Here is a 16,000-nt window from a genome sequence, read left to right as displayed (position 1 = left end):
GTGAACCGCCGGGCTGCCGGTCTATGCTTCACGAGTTTCGACCCTAGATGACGTTGCAACAGAAACAGGACCGCCATGATCGACATCGTAAATGCCATCGCCGCCCTTCTGAGTATCGCGCTCGGAGCGTTCGGCTTTCTTGCCCCGCGCTATACCGCCGGCGTTCTGGACCTGCGCACGGGCGACACGACGATGGGACTGTCGGAGTTGCGCGCCTCGGCGGGCGGGATGTTCGTCGTCGTGGGCGCTGCCTGTCTTTGGCTGGACGATCCGTTCGCCTATGCGATGCTTGGCTTTGTCTATCTCGGGGCCGGCGCGGGACGGGCCCTTTCGCTGATCCTCGACCGGCCACCGTTGCCCAAGGCACATCTGTATTTCCTCTTCGAGGCGGTGTTCGCGGCTTGGCTGCTGATCGTGAACCTGTGACCCCTAGGGTCCGGACCTGGAACCGGATTTGGACGGATATACACGAATTACAGAGTTCCGATGCTGTTGGTGCTTGAAATTCGCCCCGACACACCCGATATTACTAGAGTTCTCACAAGGAACTATGGACATAAACGCGCGTGAAATAAGCGGCTCGGACCCGGGGGCGGTACCCGGCGGCTCCACCATATACCCTGTCGTTTGCAGGATCATGGGGCCGAAACAGGATCGACGAACGTGTAAAGACGTAGCTTTGTCTCGGTGAGATACCACCGTTATCGGTTCATACAGTATAGTTGCAAACGACAACAATGCTCCGGTGGCAATGGCCGCGTAAGCGGTCGGCGTTACCGATCTTTAAGCCCTGATGCCTAGCAGCGTCAGGCGGGGTTCGCAGGCACCTGGCAACAGAAGCCTGCATTTTCCTTGAGTTTGAGGCCAGAGCCGGCAAAGCCCGTTTTTATGGTCAGACGCGCGTTGCGATCGGTGAAGCGGTTCACGCAATCGGTTTTACGGTCGCTTTTGCTTGACCTGACCGCGGCGCTGGGCATCTTACCAAGACATGATCTTGCGCACCCTGTTCCTCTGTCTGTTCCTGGCCCAACCGGCGCAGGCATGCCGGACCGCGCTCATCCTGGCAATGGACGTGTCGCAATCGGTTGATCCGGGGGAATTCCGACTTCAGATTGATGGTCTGGCGGCGGCGCTGCGGGATCCGGAGATCGCGGAGATTCTCGTGCGTGATCAGGTTGCGTTGAGCGTGCTCCAGTGGTCCGGCGTTGATGCGCAGGAGGTGAGCCTGGATTGGACACGGATGCGCAGCCCCACGCATGTGCAGGTTTTTGCCAATGCGGTGCAGCGTTTGGAACGCGGCTTCGTGATGTCGAACACTGCGCCAGCCGAGGCGATGCAGCGGGCATTGCAGCATTTTCAGGGTGGACCCGACTGTGACCGGCGTGTTGTGGACATGTCAGGCGACGGGACACCCAACGCGGGTGGCGAAGTGGGTCGTATCCGCCGAACAGCCGAACGGGCGGGAATCACCGTCAACGGTCTTGCGATCGAGAGTCTTGGACGGGCGATCACCAATTTTTATTTGCGCAGCGTGATTACATCTGATGGGTTCGTGGAAACGGCGCGTGGCTATCGCGACTACGCCCGCGCGATCCGGCGCAAGATCCTCAGGGAGGTCAGCACTGTCTCCGGGTAAGCGATTTCCGCGCGACCTGCGGGTTTCCGGCAGGGTGGCCTTTTGTTTTGAGTTTAATTCAATATGATCACGACAGACTCGGGGGATATGACCGCCATGACGACCGGCATCAATTATGGAAGCCTGATGCATCAGGCTATGCGGGGCTTGATCCGCTCTGTTCTGGAGGGTGTCCGGACGGGCGGCCTGCCCGGAGAGCATCACTTCTTCATCACCTTTGACACCGGGCATCCGGACGTGGAAATCGCCGACTGGCTGTCGGACCGCTATCCGGGCGAAATGACTGTGGTGATGCAGCATTGGTTCGACAATCTGGTCGTGACCGAGGATGGCTTTGCCGTGACACTCAATTTTGGCGATGCGCCGGAGCGGCTGTATATTCCCTATGACGCGATCCTGACATTCGTCGACCCGTCGGTGGAATTCGGGTTGCGATTCGAAAACACTGACGGCGGAGAGGATGCAGATACGTCCTTGGTCCCGGCGCCCAGCCAGGTTGACGACAGTGCCGACGCCTCCGCCCCGCAGGACGACGAGGACGAACAAGAAGACCCTGAACGTCAGGAAGCGGAAGTGGTCAGCCTCGATACGTTCCGTAAATAGCGCCTGCGCCAGTTTGACAATTGCCCCGCGCGGCGGTTGCCGGTAAACGGCATGCAGCTGCATACCGAGGAGATCCAGATGGCTCAGACCCGCACCGAATCCGACAGTTTCGGCCCGCTCGAGGTTCCAAACGACAAGTATTGGGGCGCGCAAACACAGCGCTCGATCATGAATTTCCCGATCGGCTGGGAAAAGCAGCCCGTGGCGATTGTCCGCGCCTTGGGCGTGATCAAGAAGGCCTGTGCGCAGGCAAACAAAACAACTGGCGATCTGGACCCGCGCCTGGCGGATGCGATCATCCAGGCGGCAGACGAGGTGATCGACGGCACGCTGGATGATAACTTCCCCCTTGTCGTGTGGCAAACAGGGTCGGGCACACAGTCGAACATGAACGCCAACGAGGTCATCGCGAACCGCGCGATTGAAATCCTGGGTGGTGTGATCGGATCGAAGGACCCGGTGCACCCGAACGACCATTGCAACATGGGCCAGTCGTCGAACGACACCTTCCCGACCGCGATGCATATCGCCGCTGCCATGATGGTGCGGGACGTGCTGTTGCCGGGGCTGGAAAAGCTGGCGGCGGGGCTCGAGCAGAAATCGGATGAATTCAAGGATATCATCAAGATCGGCCGCACCCACACGCAGGATGCCACGCCGCTGACGCTTGGGCAGGAATTTTCCGGCTATGCGCATCAGATGCGTCAGGGCATCGCGCGGGTGAAGGCGTGCTTGCCGGGGCTCCATGAGCTGGCGCAGGGGGGGACCGCTGTGGGAACCGGCCTGAATACCAAGGCGGGCTGGGGCGAGGCGGTTGCCGGCAACATGGCCGAGATCACGGGTCTGCCGTTTGTCACCGCGCCGAACAAGTTCGAGGCGCTGGCTGCGCATGACGCGATGGTGTTCATGTCTGGCGCTTTGGCGACGTTGGCGGGCTCGTGCTACAAGATCGCCAACGACATCCGCTTCCTGGGGTCCGGCCCGCGCTCGGGTCTGGGAGAATTGATCCTGCCGGAAAACGAGCCAGGCAGTTCGATCATGCCGGGCAAGGTCAACCCGACGCAGGCCGAGGCGCTCACGCAGGTCGCGGCTCATGTGATGGGCAATGATGCGGCGATCAAGTTCGCAGGCTCACAGGGGCATTTCGAACTCAATGTCTACAATCCGATGATGAGCTATAACCTGCTGCAATCCATGCAACTTTTGAGCGATGCTGCGGACAGTTTCACCGAGCGGATGCTGATGGGTATCGAGGCGAACGCTCCGCGGATCGAGAAACTGATGACGGAATCGCTGATGCTGGTCACCGCACTTGCGCCAACGATCGGGTATGACAACGCGACAAAGGTGGCCAAGACGGCGCACAAGAACGGCACGACGCTCAAGCAAGAGGCGATCGCGCTGGGCTTCGTCGATGCCGAAACCTTTGACCGCGTGGTGCGGCCCGAAGACATGATCGGTCCGAAGGGGTAAGCGGCGAAGCCGTTTCGAAACGGCTTTTTCAAGCGCGTTCGAACGCGCTTGGCCGCGCGGTTTGGAAATTGCGCGCGAAAGGCCGTTCGAAGCGGCCTTGCCATCGTGCCAGAGCGACGTAATTTACCCACATGAGCAATGTTGCAAATCTGAACCGGTTCAGGAAATCCAAGGCGCGCCAAGACAAGAAGGCGCGCGCGCAGGAAAACGCCGTGACACATGGGCGCACGAAGGCGCAGAAATCACTGGACACCGCAAAGATGGACAAGATGGCGCGCGACCTGGATGGTAAATCCAGACCATGAGCGGCCGTCCGGTGAAGCGGTCATTGACGCTGCGCGGACATCGCACAAGCGTGTCGCTCGAGGATGCCTTCTGGAAAGCCTTTCGGGACATCGCGCGGGAAAAGAACACGCCGATCAATGCGTTGGCGGCGGAGATTGACGAAAACCGAAGCATGGATGTGGGCCTTGCCTCGGCCATTCGGGTTTTTGTTCTGGAATTTTACCGGCGCGGTTGAGCCAATTCCGGAATGCGGCACAGGTCCGAACGTTGCCCCCGGGGTCTTGCTATCGGATCACGTTGTGCTCTGGCCCATACGGAAAGCCGGTCAAGTTGTCGGCGCCGTCTTCGGTGACCACCAGAATGTCGTGCTCGCGGTACCCGCCCGCGCCGGGCGTGCCTTCGGGACGCCAGAGCATCGGCTCGATTGAGACAACCATGCCCGCCTCCAGCACCGTGTCGATATCCTCGCGCAGCTCCAAGCCTGCTTCGCGACCATAGTAGTGGCTCAGGATGCCAAAGGAATGGCCATAGCCGAAGGACCGGTATTGCAGCAGGTTTGCGTCTGCGAACAAGCGGTTGATCTCGTCGCAGATCCGCGCGCAGGAGATGCCGGGCTTGATCAGGCTGAGGCCCAGTTCATGTGCCGCAACATTGGCCGTCCAGATGCGCAGGCTATCGGCATCGGGCTCGCCGAGAAAGAGCGTGCGTTCCAGAGCGGTGTAATAGCCCGAGATCATTGGAAAGGTGTTGAGGCTCAGGATGTCGCCCATCTCCAACGCGCGGGTGGTCACGGGGTTATGGGCGCCGTCTGTGTTCAGCCCGGACTGGAACCAGGCCCAGGTGTCGCGAAGCTCGCTGTCTGGAAAGCGTTGGACAATCTCATGCTCCATCGCGTCGCGCCCGGCCATGGCGATGTCAATCTCGCGGGCACCGGGTTTGATGGCGTCCCGGATGGCATGGCCGCCGACATCGGCCACGCGGGCGCCTTCGCGGATGAGCGCGATTTCGGCGGGCGATTTGACCATGCGGGACTGCATCGTGTCAGGTGCGATGTCGATGAGCGTGGCATCGGCGAGAAAGCTGTCCAGCGTGTTGCGGGCCGCAAGGGTCAGGTGATCGCCTTCAACCCCGAGGCGGCGCCCCTTGTCCACAAGCGCCGCGACCGCGCGCCAGAAGTTGTCGCGCTCCCAGTCTGTATAGATGACGTTGTCGCAATGGCTGCGCCGCCACGGCTGGCCGCCGTCGATATTGGCGGACACGGTGGTGCAGGTGTCATGCGTCACGACAAGGCCGTAGGGGCGGCCGAAGCTGCAATAGAGAAACCCGGAATAATAGGCGATGTTCTGCATCGACGAGAGCAGCACCGCGTCCAGTTCGTGCCGCACCATGATCTTGCGTAGACCATCAATGCGCTGGTCGTATTCCGATTGCGCAAACGGAAGAGGGGCTTTCCCGCCGTTGTGGCATGTGAACGTCCGGGGACGGTCCAGGGTATTATCGTGCATCACAAGGTCTCCGTAATATCCGCCGGGACCTCAGTCGAAACGCCCGGCATCACATCCGGGCGTTCAGGACGACAGGCTTTCGTTGAAAGCTTGATGCGGGTTTTGGCCCGACGACGCCATCGTCGGCACATCGTGGTGTCGATGGCAAAGGACGGGGCGTCTGTCAATGGGGCAGTGGTGAGAGCGGCGCCTGAGATCGCGCATCATACGCCCGTGTCTTACGCCCGTGTCAGGCCCGGCGATTGATCGCCACGGTGCCAAGCAACATGTCGGTCAGACCCTGCCCGCGTTCGGTGACGAACATCATCGCGATGGAAATCAGTTGCAGCGGGAAGATCGACATCGACACGGTATAGCCCAGCGTGTGCATGAAAGCCTGGCTGAAGTCGAAATGCTCGCCCCGGCTGTCGCGGAATTCGATCGACATGAGGCGCATGCCCCAGGTGGCTGATCCGCCGGTAATGGTTGCAACGCGGTAGGCAAAGCCCACCACGAAGAAAAGCAGCGGCAGGAACCACAGCGCGATGAACAGGGTCATCACCACGATCGGAATCACGAGCCCGAGGATCAGCGCCGCGTCGATCACCCAGGCCAGACCGCGCTTGATGGTGACGCTGTCGTAAAACTCGGGCTGGACCATCGGGTCGGGCAGGTTGGGATAGGCGTCAGAAGCATACATCGTCATGGGAACCGTTGCATTTGGGCGGGAACAGACGTGGCCCCGATATGGGGCCACCGGCGGTCTTTTCAAAGATCAAGCGTCTTCGCTTTCACGCTCTTGCTTGGCGGTGCGGGCACGCTCGTCCATGAACTGGTCGAATTCGGCCTTGTCCTTGGAGTCACGCAGGCGCTTCAGGAAGGCTTCGAAATTTTCCTGTTCTTCTTCGAGACGGCGCAGCGTTTCGGTCTTGTAGGCATCGAAAGCGGTGTTGCCGGAGGACCGCATCGCGGTGAATTTCGGCGACAGGCCGCGCGCGCGGCAGGATTTGGTGAACATGCGTTTGCTCCAGATCATATAGGCTAGGAGGGCCAGGCCGACGGGCCAGAAGAAGATGAACCCAAGGACCATTGCGGCGATCCAGGCACCTTTGCCCTTGTCGTCCAGCCACGCCTCGGCGCGGGAAAACCAGCTCATGCGGGAAGGAAGTGAAGCGGGGGCGGTCATCGTACTCATTGTCAACTCCGTTGTTTGCCTGATGTGAATGCCTTTCACATAAAAGAGATCGGAGTTGCGGTCCGATATTGCAAGCATTTATGTGAATGTTTTTCACATTTACTTACTTTACGTTTTAAAATCAGAAACTTGAGCGTTCGCCAAGTTTGGCAGGATCTTTGGATCCATCGGAAAGAGATGCCGCGGCGTGCCGGCAGCAGCCCAGACCGTGTCGAATTCGAGCAATCTCGGGTCCAGCCAGGCACGGATTGGGTTCAGGTGCCCCAACGGGGCAACGCCGCCGATGGCAAAGCCTGTCTGCGCGCGGATCAACCCCGCGTCGGCCTTGCCCAATGGCTCTGCGGCGCAGTTGGAGGCCTTGGCGGCATCGACACGATTGCCGCCCGCTGTCAGAAAAAGCACAGCATCGCCGCTTGTTTCCGCGCGAAAGATGATGGATTTGGCGATCTGGTCGATGTGGCACCCGACACTGTCCGCCGCCTCCTGCGCGGTGCGGGCCTGTCCCACCTCGCGGATATCGATCGGCAATCCGGCGGCCTCAAGGGCCGCGCGCACACGTTTCAGGCTTTTGCTCATGGCCGCGTCCTTCGTGTCATGCAGGCGTTCGCGACGTCATAGGACGTGCCGTCGGAACAGAAAAGGTAAGATTGCCCATTGTGCTATGACGGCAACTGGCCTTAATGTAACAAGCAGCCAAATCCGCGTCGCGGCGTTCTGGCGCACGAGTTTCGCTGTTTTGAGCATCGGCAGAGTGTCCTGAGTTCAAAGCAGGCTGATATGGCCCACAAGGCCTTCTATAAAAGCCTGAGGTTTTTCGAACATCAGGTTCGCAATGGACGCGGTCACTCCGGTGACATGCGTCGGAGAAGAAACGCGATGAAACGCGCGCAGGAAATGAGGTTCGAGCGACGGGGCATTTCACCCCGGCCAACCGCTGCGCACTCTGTCGCCATGACAAGTCACACCCGATCCACCCCCACGCTCATCGGCAGGCGGGCACGACGGCTGTGCATACGGAATTTATGCCAAATAAAATGCTTATCGATGCCACCCACGCGGAGGAAACCCGCGTTGTGGTGGTTGATGGAAACAAGGTCGAGGAATTCGACTTTGAATCCGAAAACAAGCGCCAGCTTGCTGGCAACATCTATCTCGCAAAAGTAACGCGGGTCGAGCCATCGCTACAGGCAGCCTTTGTCGATTACGGTGGCAATCGCCACGGCTTTCTTGCGTTTTCGGAAATCCATCCAGACTACTACCAGATCCCCGTGGCGGATCGCGAGGCGCTTCTGGAAGAAGAACGCGCTTACGCCGAAAGTCAGGCCAAGCTCGAAGAGGACGATGAAAAACCCAATTCGCGCCGCGGTCGCGGGCGGACCCGGTCGAAAGCGGCCAAGGCCGACGGAGATGACGCCGTCGCCACCAAGGAGGTGTCTGAGGATATCTCGGGGATGGAAACCATCGACCTGACAGATGACGCCGAAGAGGGCGAAGGCCTGTCGCCGATGGAAACCGTATCGGAAACGCCGATCGAAGAACCCGAGGATGAAGACAGCACCGGTCAGGATGACGCGGATGCGGGCGAAACCGCCCGCAATTCGGAAGATGACGAGGCGGAGTCCGCGACACAGCCCGCGGATCGGGACAACAACATTGAATCCGTCGCGGACGATGACACGCAAGACGATATCCGTCCGGCGCGCAAACCACGCCCCAAGCGCTACAAGATCCAGGAAGTCATCAAGGTGCGCCAGATTCTCCTGGTGCAGGTCGTCAAGGAAGAGCGCGGCAACAAGGGCGCGGCGCTGACCACCTATTTGTCGCTGGCCGGGCGGTATTGCGTTTTGATGCCGAACACCGCACGCGGTGGCGGGATCAGCCGCAAGATCACCAACGCGCCCGACCGCAAGAAGCTCAAGGAGATCGCGAATGAAATCGACGTCCCGCAGGGCGCGGGGCTGATCATTCGGACCGCCGGAGCGAAGCGCACCAAAACCGAGATCAAACGCGACTACGAATATTTGCAGCGTCTTTGGGAACAGATCCGCGAGTTGACGCTCAAATCGATCGCGCCGGCCAAGATTTACGAAGAAGGCAACCTGATCAAACGATCCATCCGCGACCTTTACAACCGCGAGATCGACGAGGTTCTGGTCGAAGGCGAACGCGGCTATCGCATCGCCAAGGACTTCATGAAGATGATCATGCCGTCCCACGCCAAGAACGTGAAACTCTATTCCGACCAGATGCCGCTGTTCGCGCGCCATCAGGTGGAATCCTACCTGTCCGGCATGTTCAACCCGACGGTGCAGCTCAAATCCGGCGGCTACATCGTGATCGGCGTGACCGAGGCGCTTGTGGCCATCGACGTGAACTCGGGCCGGGCCACAAAGGAAGGCTCGATCGAGGAAACCGCGCTGAAGACCAACCTGGAGGCCGCCGAGGAAGTGGCCCGCCAGTTGCGTCTGCGCGACCTTGCGGGCCTGATCGTGATCGATTTCATCGACATGGACGAGCGCAAGAACAACAATGCCGTCGAGAAGCGTATCAAGGACAGGCTCAAGAACGACCGCGCGCGTATCCAGGTCGGCCGGATTTCCGGTTTCGGCCTGATGGAGATGAGCCGCCAGCGTCTGCGCCCCGGCATGATCGAGGCAACGACGCAGCCATGCCCGGCCTGTCACGGCACGGGCCTGATCCGGTCGGATGACAACATGGCGTTGCAGGTGTTGCGCCAGATCGAGGAAGAAGGCGTGCGCCGCCGCTCGCGGGAAGTGCTGGTCACCTGTCCGGTGTCGATTGCCAACTTCCTCATCAACCAGAAGCGGGAACATATCGCGCAAATCGAAATGCGCTATGGCCTGTCGGTCCGCATCGAAGGTGATGTACACATGGTCAGCCCGGATTTCTCGATGGAGAAGTTCAAGACCGCGACCCGCACGGTGCCGGAAGCCTCTGACCACGTCGTGTCCGTGGATACCTCCTTGATGGACATGATCGACGAGGATGCGACCGAGGACGAAGATGCGCCCGAAGAGCAGGAAGCAGCGCCCACGCAGGAGGCGGCATCGCCCGAGGACGACGACGCCAAGCCCAAGAAGCGCCGCCGCCGGTCGCGGCGCGGTGGGCGTGGGCGCAACAAGAACCGGGATCGTCAGGATGGCGACGAGTCGGAGCAGGATGCCTCGGCTGAAGCGCAATCCGACGTGACCGAAGCGGACACGGCTGACACCCAGAATGAGGGTGACGCCGAAGCTGCAAAGGACAGCGCCAAAGAGGAGGAGGCGCCGGCCAAACCCAAGCGCACCACGCGGACGCGGTCGAGGAAACCGGCCGAGGACCAAAGCGCAGCAGAGCCCGCTTCCGAGGCGAGCGAGGATAAACCCGCTGCCGCGCCGAAGAAGGCAAGCACGCGCAAACCTGCGTCGCGTCGCAAGCAGGCTGACGCACCCGCAGAGGTGCAAGACGCCGAAGCTGTCTCCGAGACGGCAGAAGCGGCGGCCCCGAAGAAAAAGCCGACCACCCGCAGCCGCAAGAAGGCGGAACCGGCGGACAAGGTGGCCGCGGCAGCGGCTACTGCGGAAGAGACCAAGGCCAAAGCGCCAGCCAAGCGCACACGCAAGCCGACCAAGGCCGAGCAGGCAAAGAAGGCAACCGCTGAGGATGCCGCCGTGCCTGCCGAGGACATTGCACCGGTGCCCGAATTGGCGGCGCAGCCACAGCCCGCGCCCGAGCCGGAGGTCGCGGAAACGACCCAAGCGCCTGCCGTGGAGCCGGCCAAGGCCGAACCGGCAAAGGTCGAGGCCAAAGAGCCGGAACCTGCGGCGGCGGACCCGGCCAAGACAGAGCCGGAACCGGTTGCGGCCGATGCGCAACCTGCGTCCGCAGAGGACGGCAAGAAAAAGCGCCGTGGGTGGTGGTCTTTGGGCCGTTGATCAAACTGACCTGACGCTGTTCAAGCGCCCCCGTGTTCCGCACGGGGGCGTTTTGCATTCAGGCCTTGCGGATCACCCAGACCATCCCGTCTGCCTGTGCGGCACTTTCGACAAGGGTATGGCCCGCCTCGGCGCAGAAATGGGGCATGTCCACGATCGCCGCCGGGTCATCGGTCAGAATGCGCAGTTCATCCCCCGACGAAAGGGCCATCAGCCGTTTGCGTGTCTTGAGAACGGGCAGGGGGCACAACAGGCCGGTGGCATCAAGGTCATCGCTCATGCGTGTCATCTAGGCAGATGCGGCGATGCTGTCCACTGTCATGGCACGATCATGTGACGCCGCGTCGCGTGACAGGGGTGCGGGCTTGGCATATGTGGGGCGTATGATCGAATACCAAATCATTGACGCGGCGTTGTTCCCTGCGATGAGCGTGGCGCTCCTGGCCGGAGCGCTGTCTTTTCTCAGCCCGTGTGTCTTGCCGATCGTGCCGCCCTATCTGGCCTATATGTCGGGCGTCAGCGTGGCCGATATCGAAGCCGGCGGGGCCGGACGCCGTCGCGGTGTGATCGCGGCGCTTTTCTTCGTGCTGGGTCTGTCAACGATCTTTATCCTGCTGGGCTTTACCGCCTCGGCCTTCGGGTCGATGTTCCTGCAATACCAGACCCAACTGGCACAGGCGTCGGGCGTTGTGGTGATCATTTTCGGCCTGCACTTCCTGGGCGTCTTCCGCATTCCGTTCCTTGATCAGGAAGCACGATTGGAGTCCGGACAACAGGGCGGATCAGCCTTTGGTGCCTACGTGTTGGGTCTGGCCTTTGCCTTTGGCTGGACACCCTGCATCGGGCCGCAGCTGGGGGCGATCCTGTCCATGGCGGCCTCCGAGGCGTCGGTGACACGGGGCACGATCCTGCTCGCGGTTTATGCAGCGGGGCTGGGCATCCCGTTCCTTTTGGCGGCGATGTTCCTGACGCGTGCGATGGGGCTGATGAATCGCATCAAGAAGCATATGCGCACGATCGAACTGGCGATGGGGGGGCTTTTGGTGATCGTCGGTCTCGCGCTTGTGACCGGAGCCTTCACGTCTTTTGCGTTCTGGCTGCTCGAAACATTTCCCGGATTGGCGTTGTTGGGCTAGCAAAGCGCACCCTTCGGACGGACTGATGAAAAAGTCTCGATGGGTGTTGCGCCTGGCGGGCACAAGGCGCCGCCATAGGGGTAAGATCAAGGGGGCAGCATTTTGGCCAGGTCTGGAATTCCGGTGGCAAATCTGCTGATGTCTGTCCAATCGATCGATACGGACCCAGGTAACATGATGCTCTTCCCAGGATATTGCGTGACAATGGCGCGGTACAATGCATGGCAGAACAAGCAGCTGCGTGCCGTGTTCGAAACGCTCAGCGAGGCCGAGCTTCGAAAGAACCGCAAGGCCTTTTTCGGGTCTCTGATGACGACCGCGAACCATCTTCTTTGGGGTGACACGCTCTGGATGTCGCGGCTTGACGGCGGTGCAGGCCCCGGTGTCGACGCATCAGGGCATGCCACGTTCACCCCGACCGTCGCCGTCTGGGCCGGGGAGCGGTTCAAGATGGATGCGCGCATCCTTCGGTGGGCGGACGGATTGCGTGCGGTCGACCTCAAGGGAGATCTGACCTGGTGTTCGGGTACGCTCGACCGCGAGCTGTCACACCGGATTGACCTGTGTATCACGCATTTCTTCAACCATCAGACGCATCACCGCGGGCAGATCCACGCCATGCTGACTGCGGCCGGTGCCAAAGCGCCAGTGACCGATCTGATCTTCATGCCCGAGGACGGCCCATGGCTTTGAACGTGCAGGGGGCATGCGTGTCATGTGCGCGCACTCTGCCAGACAGATGTGCGGCGGGTGTCTCGGGCCGTGGCAAAAGGGTAGGAATGACATGAAGACGCCGCAAGATGTGCAGACGGCGCAAATCCGGGAGACAGTCTGAGCGAAGCACGGGCACAAGACGGTGGGAGCGAGAGGCCAGCCTCTCGCGCTCTCCGGAGTTTGATTGGCAAGATGAAGGAGCAAGACATGTTCAAGGCATTGGTGGTCCGCAAGGATGCGGAGAGCGGAAAGACATCGGCGGGTGTGGAGGAACTGACCCTCGACGCGTTGCCCGAGGCCGAGGTGACGGTCTCGGTCGAGTATTCGACTCTGAATTACAAGGACGGGCTTTGCATCGGGCCGGGCGGCGGATTGGTCCGCAGTTACCCGCATGTTCCGGGAATCGACTTCGCCGGCACTGTCGAAGCGTCGGATGACGACCGCTACACGCCAGGTGACAAGGTTGTGCTGACCGGATGGCGCGTTGGCGAGGCGCATTGGGGCGGCTACAGCCAGAAGGTACGTGCCAAGGCAGACTGGCTGGTGCCGTTGCCGGATGGGCTCGACACGCGGGCCGCGATGGCTGTGGGCACCGCCGGGTTTACCGCGATGCTGGCGGTGATGGCGTTGGAGGATCACGGGATAAAGCCGGGTCCGGTACTGGTGACCGGGGCTGCGGGCGGTGTCGGATCGGTGGCGACGGCGATCCTTGCCAATCTGGGGCACAGGGTTGCAGCCGTTACCGGTCGGCCCGAACAGTCGGATTATTTGCGGTCGCTGGGCGCGACCCAAATCGTCGCGCGCGACGAGATCAACGAGACAGTCAAGCGGCCGCTCGAGTCGGAAACCTGGGGCGGGTGCGTCGATGCGGTTGGCGGCGCGATGCTGGCCCGGTTGCTGGGGCAGATGGAGTATGGTGCGTCCGTCGCCGCGGTCGGACTTGCCGGGGGAGCGAACCTGCCAGCGACGGTGATCCCGTTTCTGCTGCGCGGGGTGAACCTGCTGGGGATCGACAGCGTCATGCAGCCTTATGACAACCGCGTGCGGGCGTGGCAGCGGATCGCCAAGGATTTGCCGATGGACACGCTTGACGCGATGGTGACGCCGGCGACCTTGGCTGATCTTCCGGATCTTGGAGCCGATATCCTCAATGGAAAGGTCAAGGGCCGGGTTGTCGTGGATGTGGCCAATAGCTGATCCGGAGCGCCGGGCCGTTTTTGCGCTTCCCGAACGACCCGGCCTCAACGAGGCCGCTCCGGGGAATTTTCCGTGGTGCGGCTTGGATCGATAGAGGGTGATTGAGACCTCTTATCAGTCCCAGAATACAATTTGAAATCCGGGTAATCGGCACGGCCATGATCCATTTGGACGCGATTGCGCAGGACGACAGCGAAATTTCCGTTTCCCCTGTTTGACAATCTGAACTGCCTTTCCGCACGTGATTTGTGTGGTCAAATCACGACACGGCATGTCGCAACCGGGTTGCACGCAAGGATCTGTGTGATACCCGTCGCGCCGCGCGGTGTCGCAAAAGCGGTATAGAGTGCCGTTCGGATTTGCATTGCGCCAGTGGTTGCGTTTACCCTTCAAGGGTCATCCGGTGTCGCAATTGCACCGATGGCAGACCGGCGGGTCACGCCCGAGGTGGAGACCATCCGCCAGCCGCTGGCATATAAGCCGGTGTTCGAAAGGGATATCGGAATAAAACGCAGGAGGGACAAATTGTTTAAACGTATCATGGTGCCCGTCGATTTGGCACATGCAGGCGAGCTGACGCGCGCTTTGCAATGTGCAGCCGATCTGGCACAACACTACAAGGCAACCATCGTCTATGTCGGTGTGACCTCGGCAACGCCGGGGTCCGTTGCGCATACGCCGGCGGAGTTTGCCCAGAAGATGACCGCTTTTGCAGACGAGCAAGGCAAGGAGTCTGGCGTCGACACCGAAAGTCTTGCGCTGACCAGCCATGATCCAAAAGTTGATCTTGACCCGACCTTGCTCAAGGCGGTGGAGGACACGGACGCGGATCTGGTCGTGATGGCAAGCCATATTCCCAATCTTGTGGATTATGTCTGGCCGTCGAATGGTGGCACCGTCGCGGCGCGAGCGAAGGTGTCCGTGATGGTGGTGCGGTAACGAAATCATCATGCGCGTTGCCCGGGCAGATGTCTGGGGGCAAGAGCTGCAAATCAAAACAGGGGGGCCGTACATGGCCGATGAAACGACAGATACTGTAGGTATCCGGGCGCCAGAGGGCGATACGGAAATCATCGAGACCGATTATCGGATCGGTCAGGACAACATTACCGCAAAAGTCGGTCCGTTTGGGCTCGATATTCACAACCCGGTCTTCTTGATCTCGGGTCTTGCGGTCGTGATGTTCGTATTCTACGCGCTGGCGCTGCCGGACCAGGCAGAAGGCGTGTTCAGCTGGCTTTTTTCGTCAGTCACTCAGGGGTTTGACTGGTTCTTCCTCGCTGCTGCAAACATCTTCGTGATCTTTTGCCTGGTGTTGATCGTGTCCCCGTTCGGGTCGGTCCGGCTGGGCGGATCGGAGGCCACGCCGGATTACGGCTATCTTGGCTGGTTCGCGATGCTGTTCGCGGCGGGCATGGGCATCGGCCTGCTGTTCTTCGGTGTGTCGGAACCGATGAGCCACTTCTCTTCGTCGCTTGGCGGCACCGCCATGGAAGGTGACGTGCGCACGGATTGGGCACCTGTCGGCGGGGCGGTCGGTGACGAAGCCGCGGCACAGCGGCTGGGCATGGCAGCGACGATCTTCCACTGGGGCTTGCACCCGTGGGCCATCTACGCGGTCGTGGCGCTGGCGCTGGCTCTGTTCTCGTACAACAAGGGTCTGCCGCTCACGCTGCGCTCTGCGTTCTACCCGCTGCTTGGCGACCGGGTTTGGGGCTGGACCGGCCACATCATCGACATCGTGGCGGTGTTCGCCACCCTGTTCGGCCTGGCCACCTCGCTGGGCTACGGCGCCTCATCCATCCCGGCGGAGGTGCTGCGCCGCGCCATGGACCGGTTCGGCCCCGTGTTCACCCAGGGATTCGGCATGACCGAGCTTGCCGGCAACGTGGTTTTCATGTCCAAGTCGGATCATGTCCGCGCGGCCCGGGATGCGCCCGGCCTGTTGCTCGCCGCTGGGCGGGTGGGCGCGCTGGCCGAGGTCCGCATCGTCGACGAGAACGGTGAGGACTGCCCGACCGGTGAACCGGGGGAGATCGTGGTGCGAGGCGATCAGGTCCTGTCGGGCTACTGGAACCGGCCGCAGGCCAACGCGGAAGCGTTTCGGGGCGGCTGGTTTCTGACCGGCGACATGGCGCGGATGGACGACGAAGGCTTCGTCTACATCGTCGATCGAAAGAAGGACATGATCGTCAGCGGCGCCGAAAACGTTTATCCGCGCGAGGTCGAAGAGGCCCTTTACCAGCACCCTGCGGTGGCTGAGGCCGCGGTGTTCGGCATGGCCGATGAGCATTGGGGTGAGCGGGTTGCCGCCGCCATCGTCGTCAAGCCCGGGGCGAGCG

Annotated in this window: 17 protein-coding genes and 1 other RNA gene; 13 read left to right on the top strand and 5 right to left on the bottom strand. The window is 61.0% G+C overall.

Annotation, left to right across the window (positions count from 1 at the left end; translation table 11 throughout):
• The first annotated feature begins 75 nt into the window (after nucleotides 1-75).
• From LCF59_RS07490 to LCF59_RS07460, 7 genes are all read left to right on the top strand, one after another.
• Nucleotides 76-426 carry a DUF4345 family protein gene (locus LCF59_RS07490; protein ID WP_292286833.1) on the top strand — a complete coding sequence of 117 codons (351 nt, stop codon included), beginning with the start codon at nucleotides 76-78 and terminating at the stop codon, nucleotides 424-426.
• A gap of 69 nt (nucleotides 427-495) precedes the next feature.
• Nucleotides 496-848: a transfer-messenger RNA gene (ssrA, locus tag LCF59_RS07485) on the top strand.
• Nucleotides 849-988: 140 nt separating this feature from the next.
• Nucleotides 989-1,636: a DUF1194 domain-containing protein gene (locus LCF59_RS07480; protein WP_292286832.1), complete on the top strand. Its 648-nt coding sequence runs from the start codon at nucleotides 989-991 to the stop codon at nucleotides 1,634-1,636.
• A 96-nt stretch (nucleotides 1,637-1,732) separates the two neighbouring features.
• The gene (locus LCF59_RS07475; RefSeq protein WP_292286831.1) at nucleotides 1,733-2,239 is read left to right on the top strand and encodes an SspB family protein; all 507 of its coding nucleotides are present in this window, start codon (nucleotides 1,733-1,735) and stop codon (nucleotides 2,237-2,239) included.
• 78 nt (nucleotides 2,240-2,317) lie between these two features.
• Entirely contained in the window at nucleotides 2,318-3,712 is a 1,395-nt protein-coding gene (fumC, locus tag LCF59_RS07470; protein WP_292286830.1) for a class II fumarate hydratase, read from the top strand.
• Nucleotides 3,713-3,843: 131 nt separating this feature from the next.
• A complete protein-coding gene (locus tag LCF59_RS07465; protein WP_292286829.1) occupies nucleotides 3,844-4,017 on the top strand; it encodes a DUF4169 family protein in 174 nt (57 codons plus the stop codon).
• Nucleotides 4,014-4,232, top strand: coding sequence for a ribbon-helix-helix domain-containing protein (locus LCF59_RS07460; protein WP_292286828.1), 219 nt, complete (start codon nucleotides 4,014-4,016; stop codon nucleotides 4,230-4,232). The genes LCF59_RS07465 and LCF59_RS07460 overlap by 4 nt, the downstream gene beginning before the upstream one ends.
• A 49-nt stretch (nucleotides 4,233-4,281) precedes the next feature.
• Here the strand turns inward: LCF59_RS07460 and LCF59_RS07455 are convergent, their stop codons facing one another.
• The 4 genes from LCF59_RS07455 to LCF59_RS07440 form a co-directional block, all read right to left on the bottom strand.
• Complete coding sequence (locus LCF59_RS07455) at nucleotides 4,282-5,502, bottom strand: aminopeptidase P family protein (protein ID WP_292286827.1); 1,221 nt, start codon at nucleotides 5,500-5,502, stop codon at nucleotides 4,282-4,284.
• A gap of 229 nt (nucleotides 5,503-5,731) precedes the next feature.
• Nucleotides 5,732-6,187 (bottom strand): RDD family protein, encoded by a 456-nt coding sequence (locus LCF59_RS07450; protein ID WP_367273361.1) that lies wholly within the window; start codon nucleotides 6,185-6,187, stop codon nucleotides 5,732-5,734.
• Nucleotides 6,188-6,256: 69 nt separating this feature from the next.
• Nucleotides 6,257-6,676, bottom strand: a complete 420-nt coding sequence (locus LCF59_RS07445; protein ID WP_292286826.1) for a DUF2852 domain-containing protein — start codon at nucleotides 6,674-6,676, stop codon at nucleotides 6,257-6,259.
• A 108-nt stretch (nucleotides 6,677-6,784) separates the two neighbouring features.
• The gene (locus tag LCF59_RS07440; protein WP_292286825.1) at nucleotides 6,785-7,252 is read right to left on the bottom strand and encodes a YbaK/EbsC family protein; all 468 of its coding nucleotides are present in this window, start codon (nucleotides 7,250-7,252) and stop codon (nucleotides 6,785-6,787) included.
• Between the two features lie 446 nt (nucleotides 7,253-7,698).
• Here LCF59_RS07440 and LCF59_RS07435 point away from each other — a divergent pair, with 446 nt between their 5' ends.
• Entirely contained in the window at nucleotides 7,699-10,611 is a 2,913-nt protein-coding gene (locus LCF59_RS07435) for an Rne/Rng family ribonuclease (protein WP_292286824.1), read from the top strand.
• Nucleotides 10,612-10,669: 58 nt separating this feature from the next.
• Here the strand turns inward: LCF59_RS07435 and LCF59_RS07430 are convergent, their stop codons facing one another.
• Nucleotides 10,670-10,891 carry a sulfurtransferase TusA family protein gene (locus LCF59_RS07430; RefSeq protein ID WP_292286823.1) on the bottom strand — a complete coding sequence of 74 codons (222 nt, stop codon included), beginning with the start codon at nucleotides 10,889-10,891 and terminating at the stop codon, nucleotides 10,670-10,672.
• A gap of 103 nt (nucleotides 10,892-10,994) precedes the next feature.
• On the opposite strand from LCF59_RS07430, the gene LCF59_RS07425 reads away from it, so the two are divergent.
• The 5 genes from LCF59_RS07425 to LCF59_RS07405 all read left to right on the top strand — a co-directional run.
• On the top strand, nucleotides 10,995-11,747 hold the full coding sequence (locus LCF59_RS07425) for a cytochrome c biogenesis CcdA family protein (RefSeq protein ID WP_292286822.1): 753 nt from the start codon (nucleotides 10,995-10,997) through the stop codon (nucleotides 11,745-11,747).
• Nucleotides 11,748-11,921: 174 nt separating this feature from the next.
• Nucleotides 11,922-12,440: a DinB family protein gene (locus LCF59_RS07420; protein WP_367273359.1), complete on the top strand. Its 519-nt coding sequence runs from the start codon at nucleotides 11,922-11,924 to the stop codon at nucleotides 12,438-12,440.
• A 228-nt stretch (nucleotides 12,441-12,668) separates the two neighbouring features.
• Nucleotides 12,669-13,658, top strand: a complete 990-nt coding sequence (acuI, locus tag LCF59_RS07415; protein ID WP_292286821.1) for an acryloyl-CoA reductase — start codon at nucleotides 12,669-12,671, stop codon at nucleotides 13,656-13,658.
• A gap of 525 nt (nucleotides 13,659-14,183) precedes the next feature.
• A complete protein-coding gene (locus LCF59_RS07410) occupies nucleotides 14,184-14,597 on the top strand; it encodes a universal stress protein (RefSeq protein ID WP_292286820.1) in 414 nt (137 codons plus the stop codon).
• Between the two features lie 73 nt (nucleotides 14,598-14,670).
• Nucleotides 14,671-16,000 (top strand): BCCT family transporter (locus tag LCF59_RS07405; protein ID WP_292286819.1); only part of this gene is annotated, 1,330 nt, incomplete at its 3' end.

It is taken from the genome of Marivita sp., assembly GCF_020055675.1.
Lineage (GTDB): Bacteria > Pseudomonadota > Alphaproteobacteria > Rhodobacterales > Rhodobacteraceae > Marivita.
Note: the sequence above shows the minus strand (reverse complement) of the source record. Positions and strands in the feature narration are given on the sequence as shown.

Excerpts from the sequence above, each read along its gene's own strand:
- LCF59_RS07435 (WP_292286824.1), top strand. The coding sequence starts at position 7,699 with ATGCCAAATAAAATGCTTATCGATGCCACCCACGCGGAGGAAACCCGC.
- LCF59_RS07425 (WP_292286822.1), top strand. The coding sequence starts at position 10,995 with ATGATCGAATACCAAATCATTGACGCGGCGTTGTTCCCTGCGATGAGC.
- LCF59_RS07440 (WP_292286825.1), bottom strand. The coding sequence starts at position 7,252 with ATGAGCAAAAGCCTGAAACGTGTGCGCGCGGCCCTTGAGGCCGCCGGA.
- LCF59_RS07490 (WP_292286833.1), top strand. The coding sequence starts at position 76 with ATGATCGACATCGTAAATGCCATCGCCGCCCTTCTGAGTATCGCGCTC.
- LCF59_RS07450 (WP_367273361.1), bottom strand. The coding sequence starts at position 6,187 with ATGACGATGTATGCTTCTGACGCCTATCCCAACCTGCCCGACCCGATG.
- LCF59_RS07460 (WP_292286828.1), top strand. The coding sequence starts at position 4,014 with ATGAGCGGCCGTCCGGTGAAGCGGTCATTGACGCTGCGCGGACATCGC.
- acuI (WP_292286821.1), top strand. The coding sequence starts at position 12,669 with ATGTTCAAGGCATTGGTGGTCCGCAAGGATGCGGAGAGCGGAAAGACA.
- LCF59_RS07420 (WP_367273359.1), top strand. The coding sequence starts at position 11,922 with ATGATGCTCTTCCCAGGATATTGCGTGACAATGGCGCGGTACAATGCA.
- LCF59_RS07480 (WP_292286832.1), top strand. The coding sequence starts at position 989 with ATGATCTTGCGCACCCTGTTCCTCTGTCTGTTCCTGGCCCAACCGGCG.
- LCF59_RS07445 (WP_292286826.1), bottom strand. The coding sequence starts at position 6,676 with ATGAGTACGATGACCGCCCCCGCTTCACTTCCTTCCCGCATGAGCTGG.
- LCF59_RS07455 (WP_292286827.1), bottom strand. The coding sequence starts at position 5,502 with ATGCACGATAATACCCTGGACCGTCCCCGGACGTTCACATGCCACAAC.
- fumC (WP_292286830.1), top strand. The coding sequence starts at position 2,318 with ATGGCTCAGACCCGCACCGAATCCGACAGTTTCGGCCCGCTCGAGGTT.
- LCF59_RS07465 (WP_292286829.1), top strand. The coding sequence starts at position 3,844 with ATGAGCAATGTTGCAAATCTGAACCGGTTCAGGAAATCCAAGGCGCGC.
- LCF59_RS07430 (WP_292286823.1), bottom strand. The coding sequence starts at position 10,891 with ATGAGCGATGACCTTGATGCCACCGGCCTGTTGTGCCCCCTGCCCGTT.
- LCF59_RS07475 (WP_292286831.1), top strand. The coding sequence starts at position 1,733 with ATGACGACCGGCATCAATTATGGAAGCCTGATGCATCAGGCTATGCGG.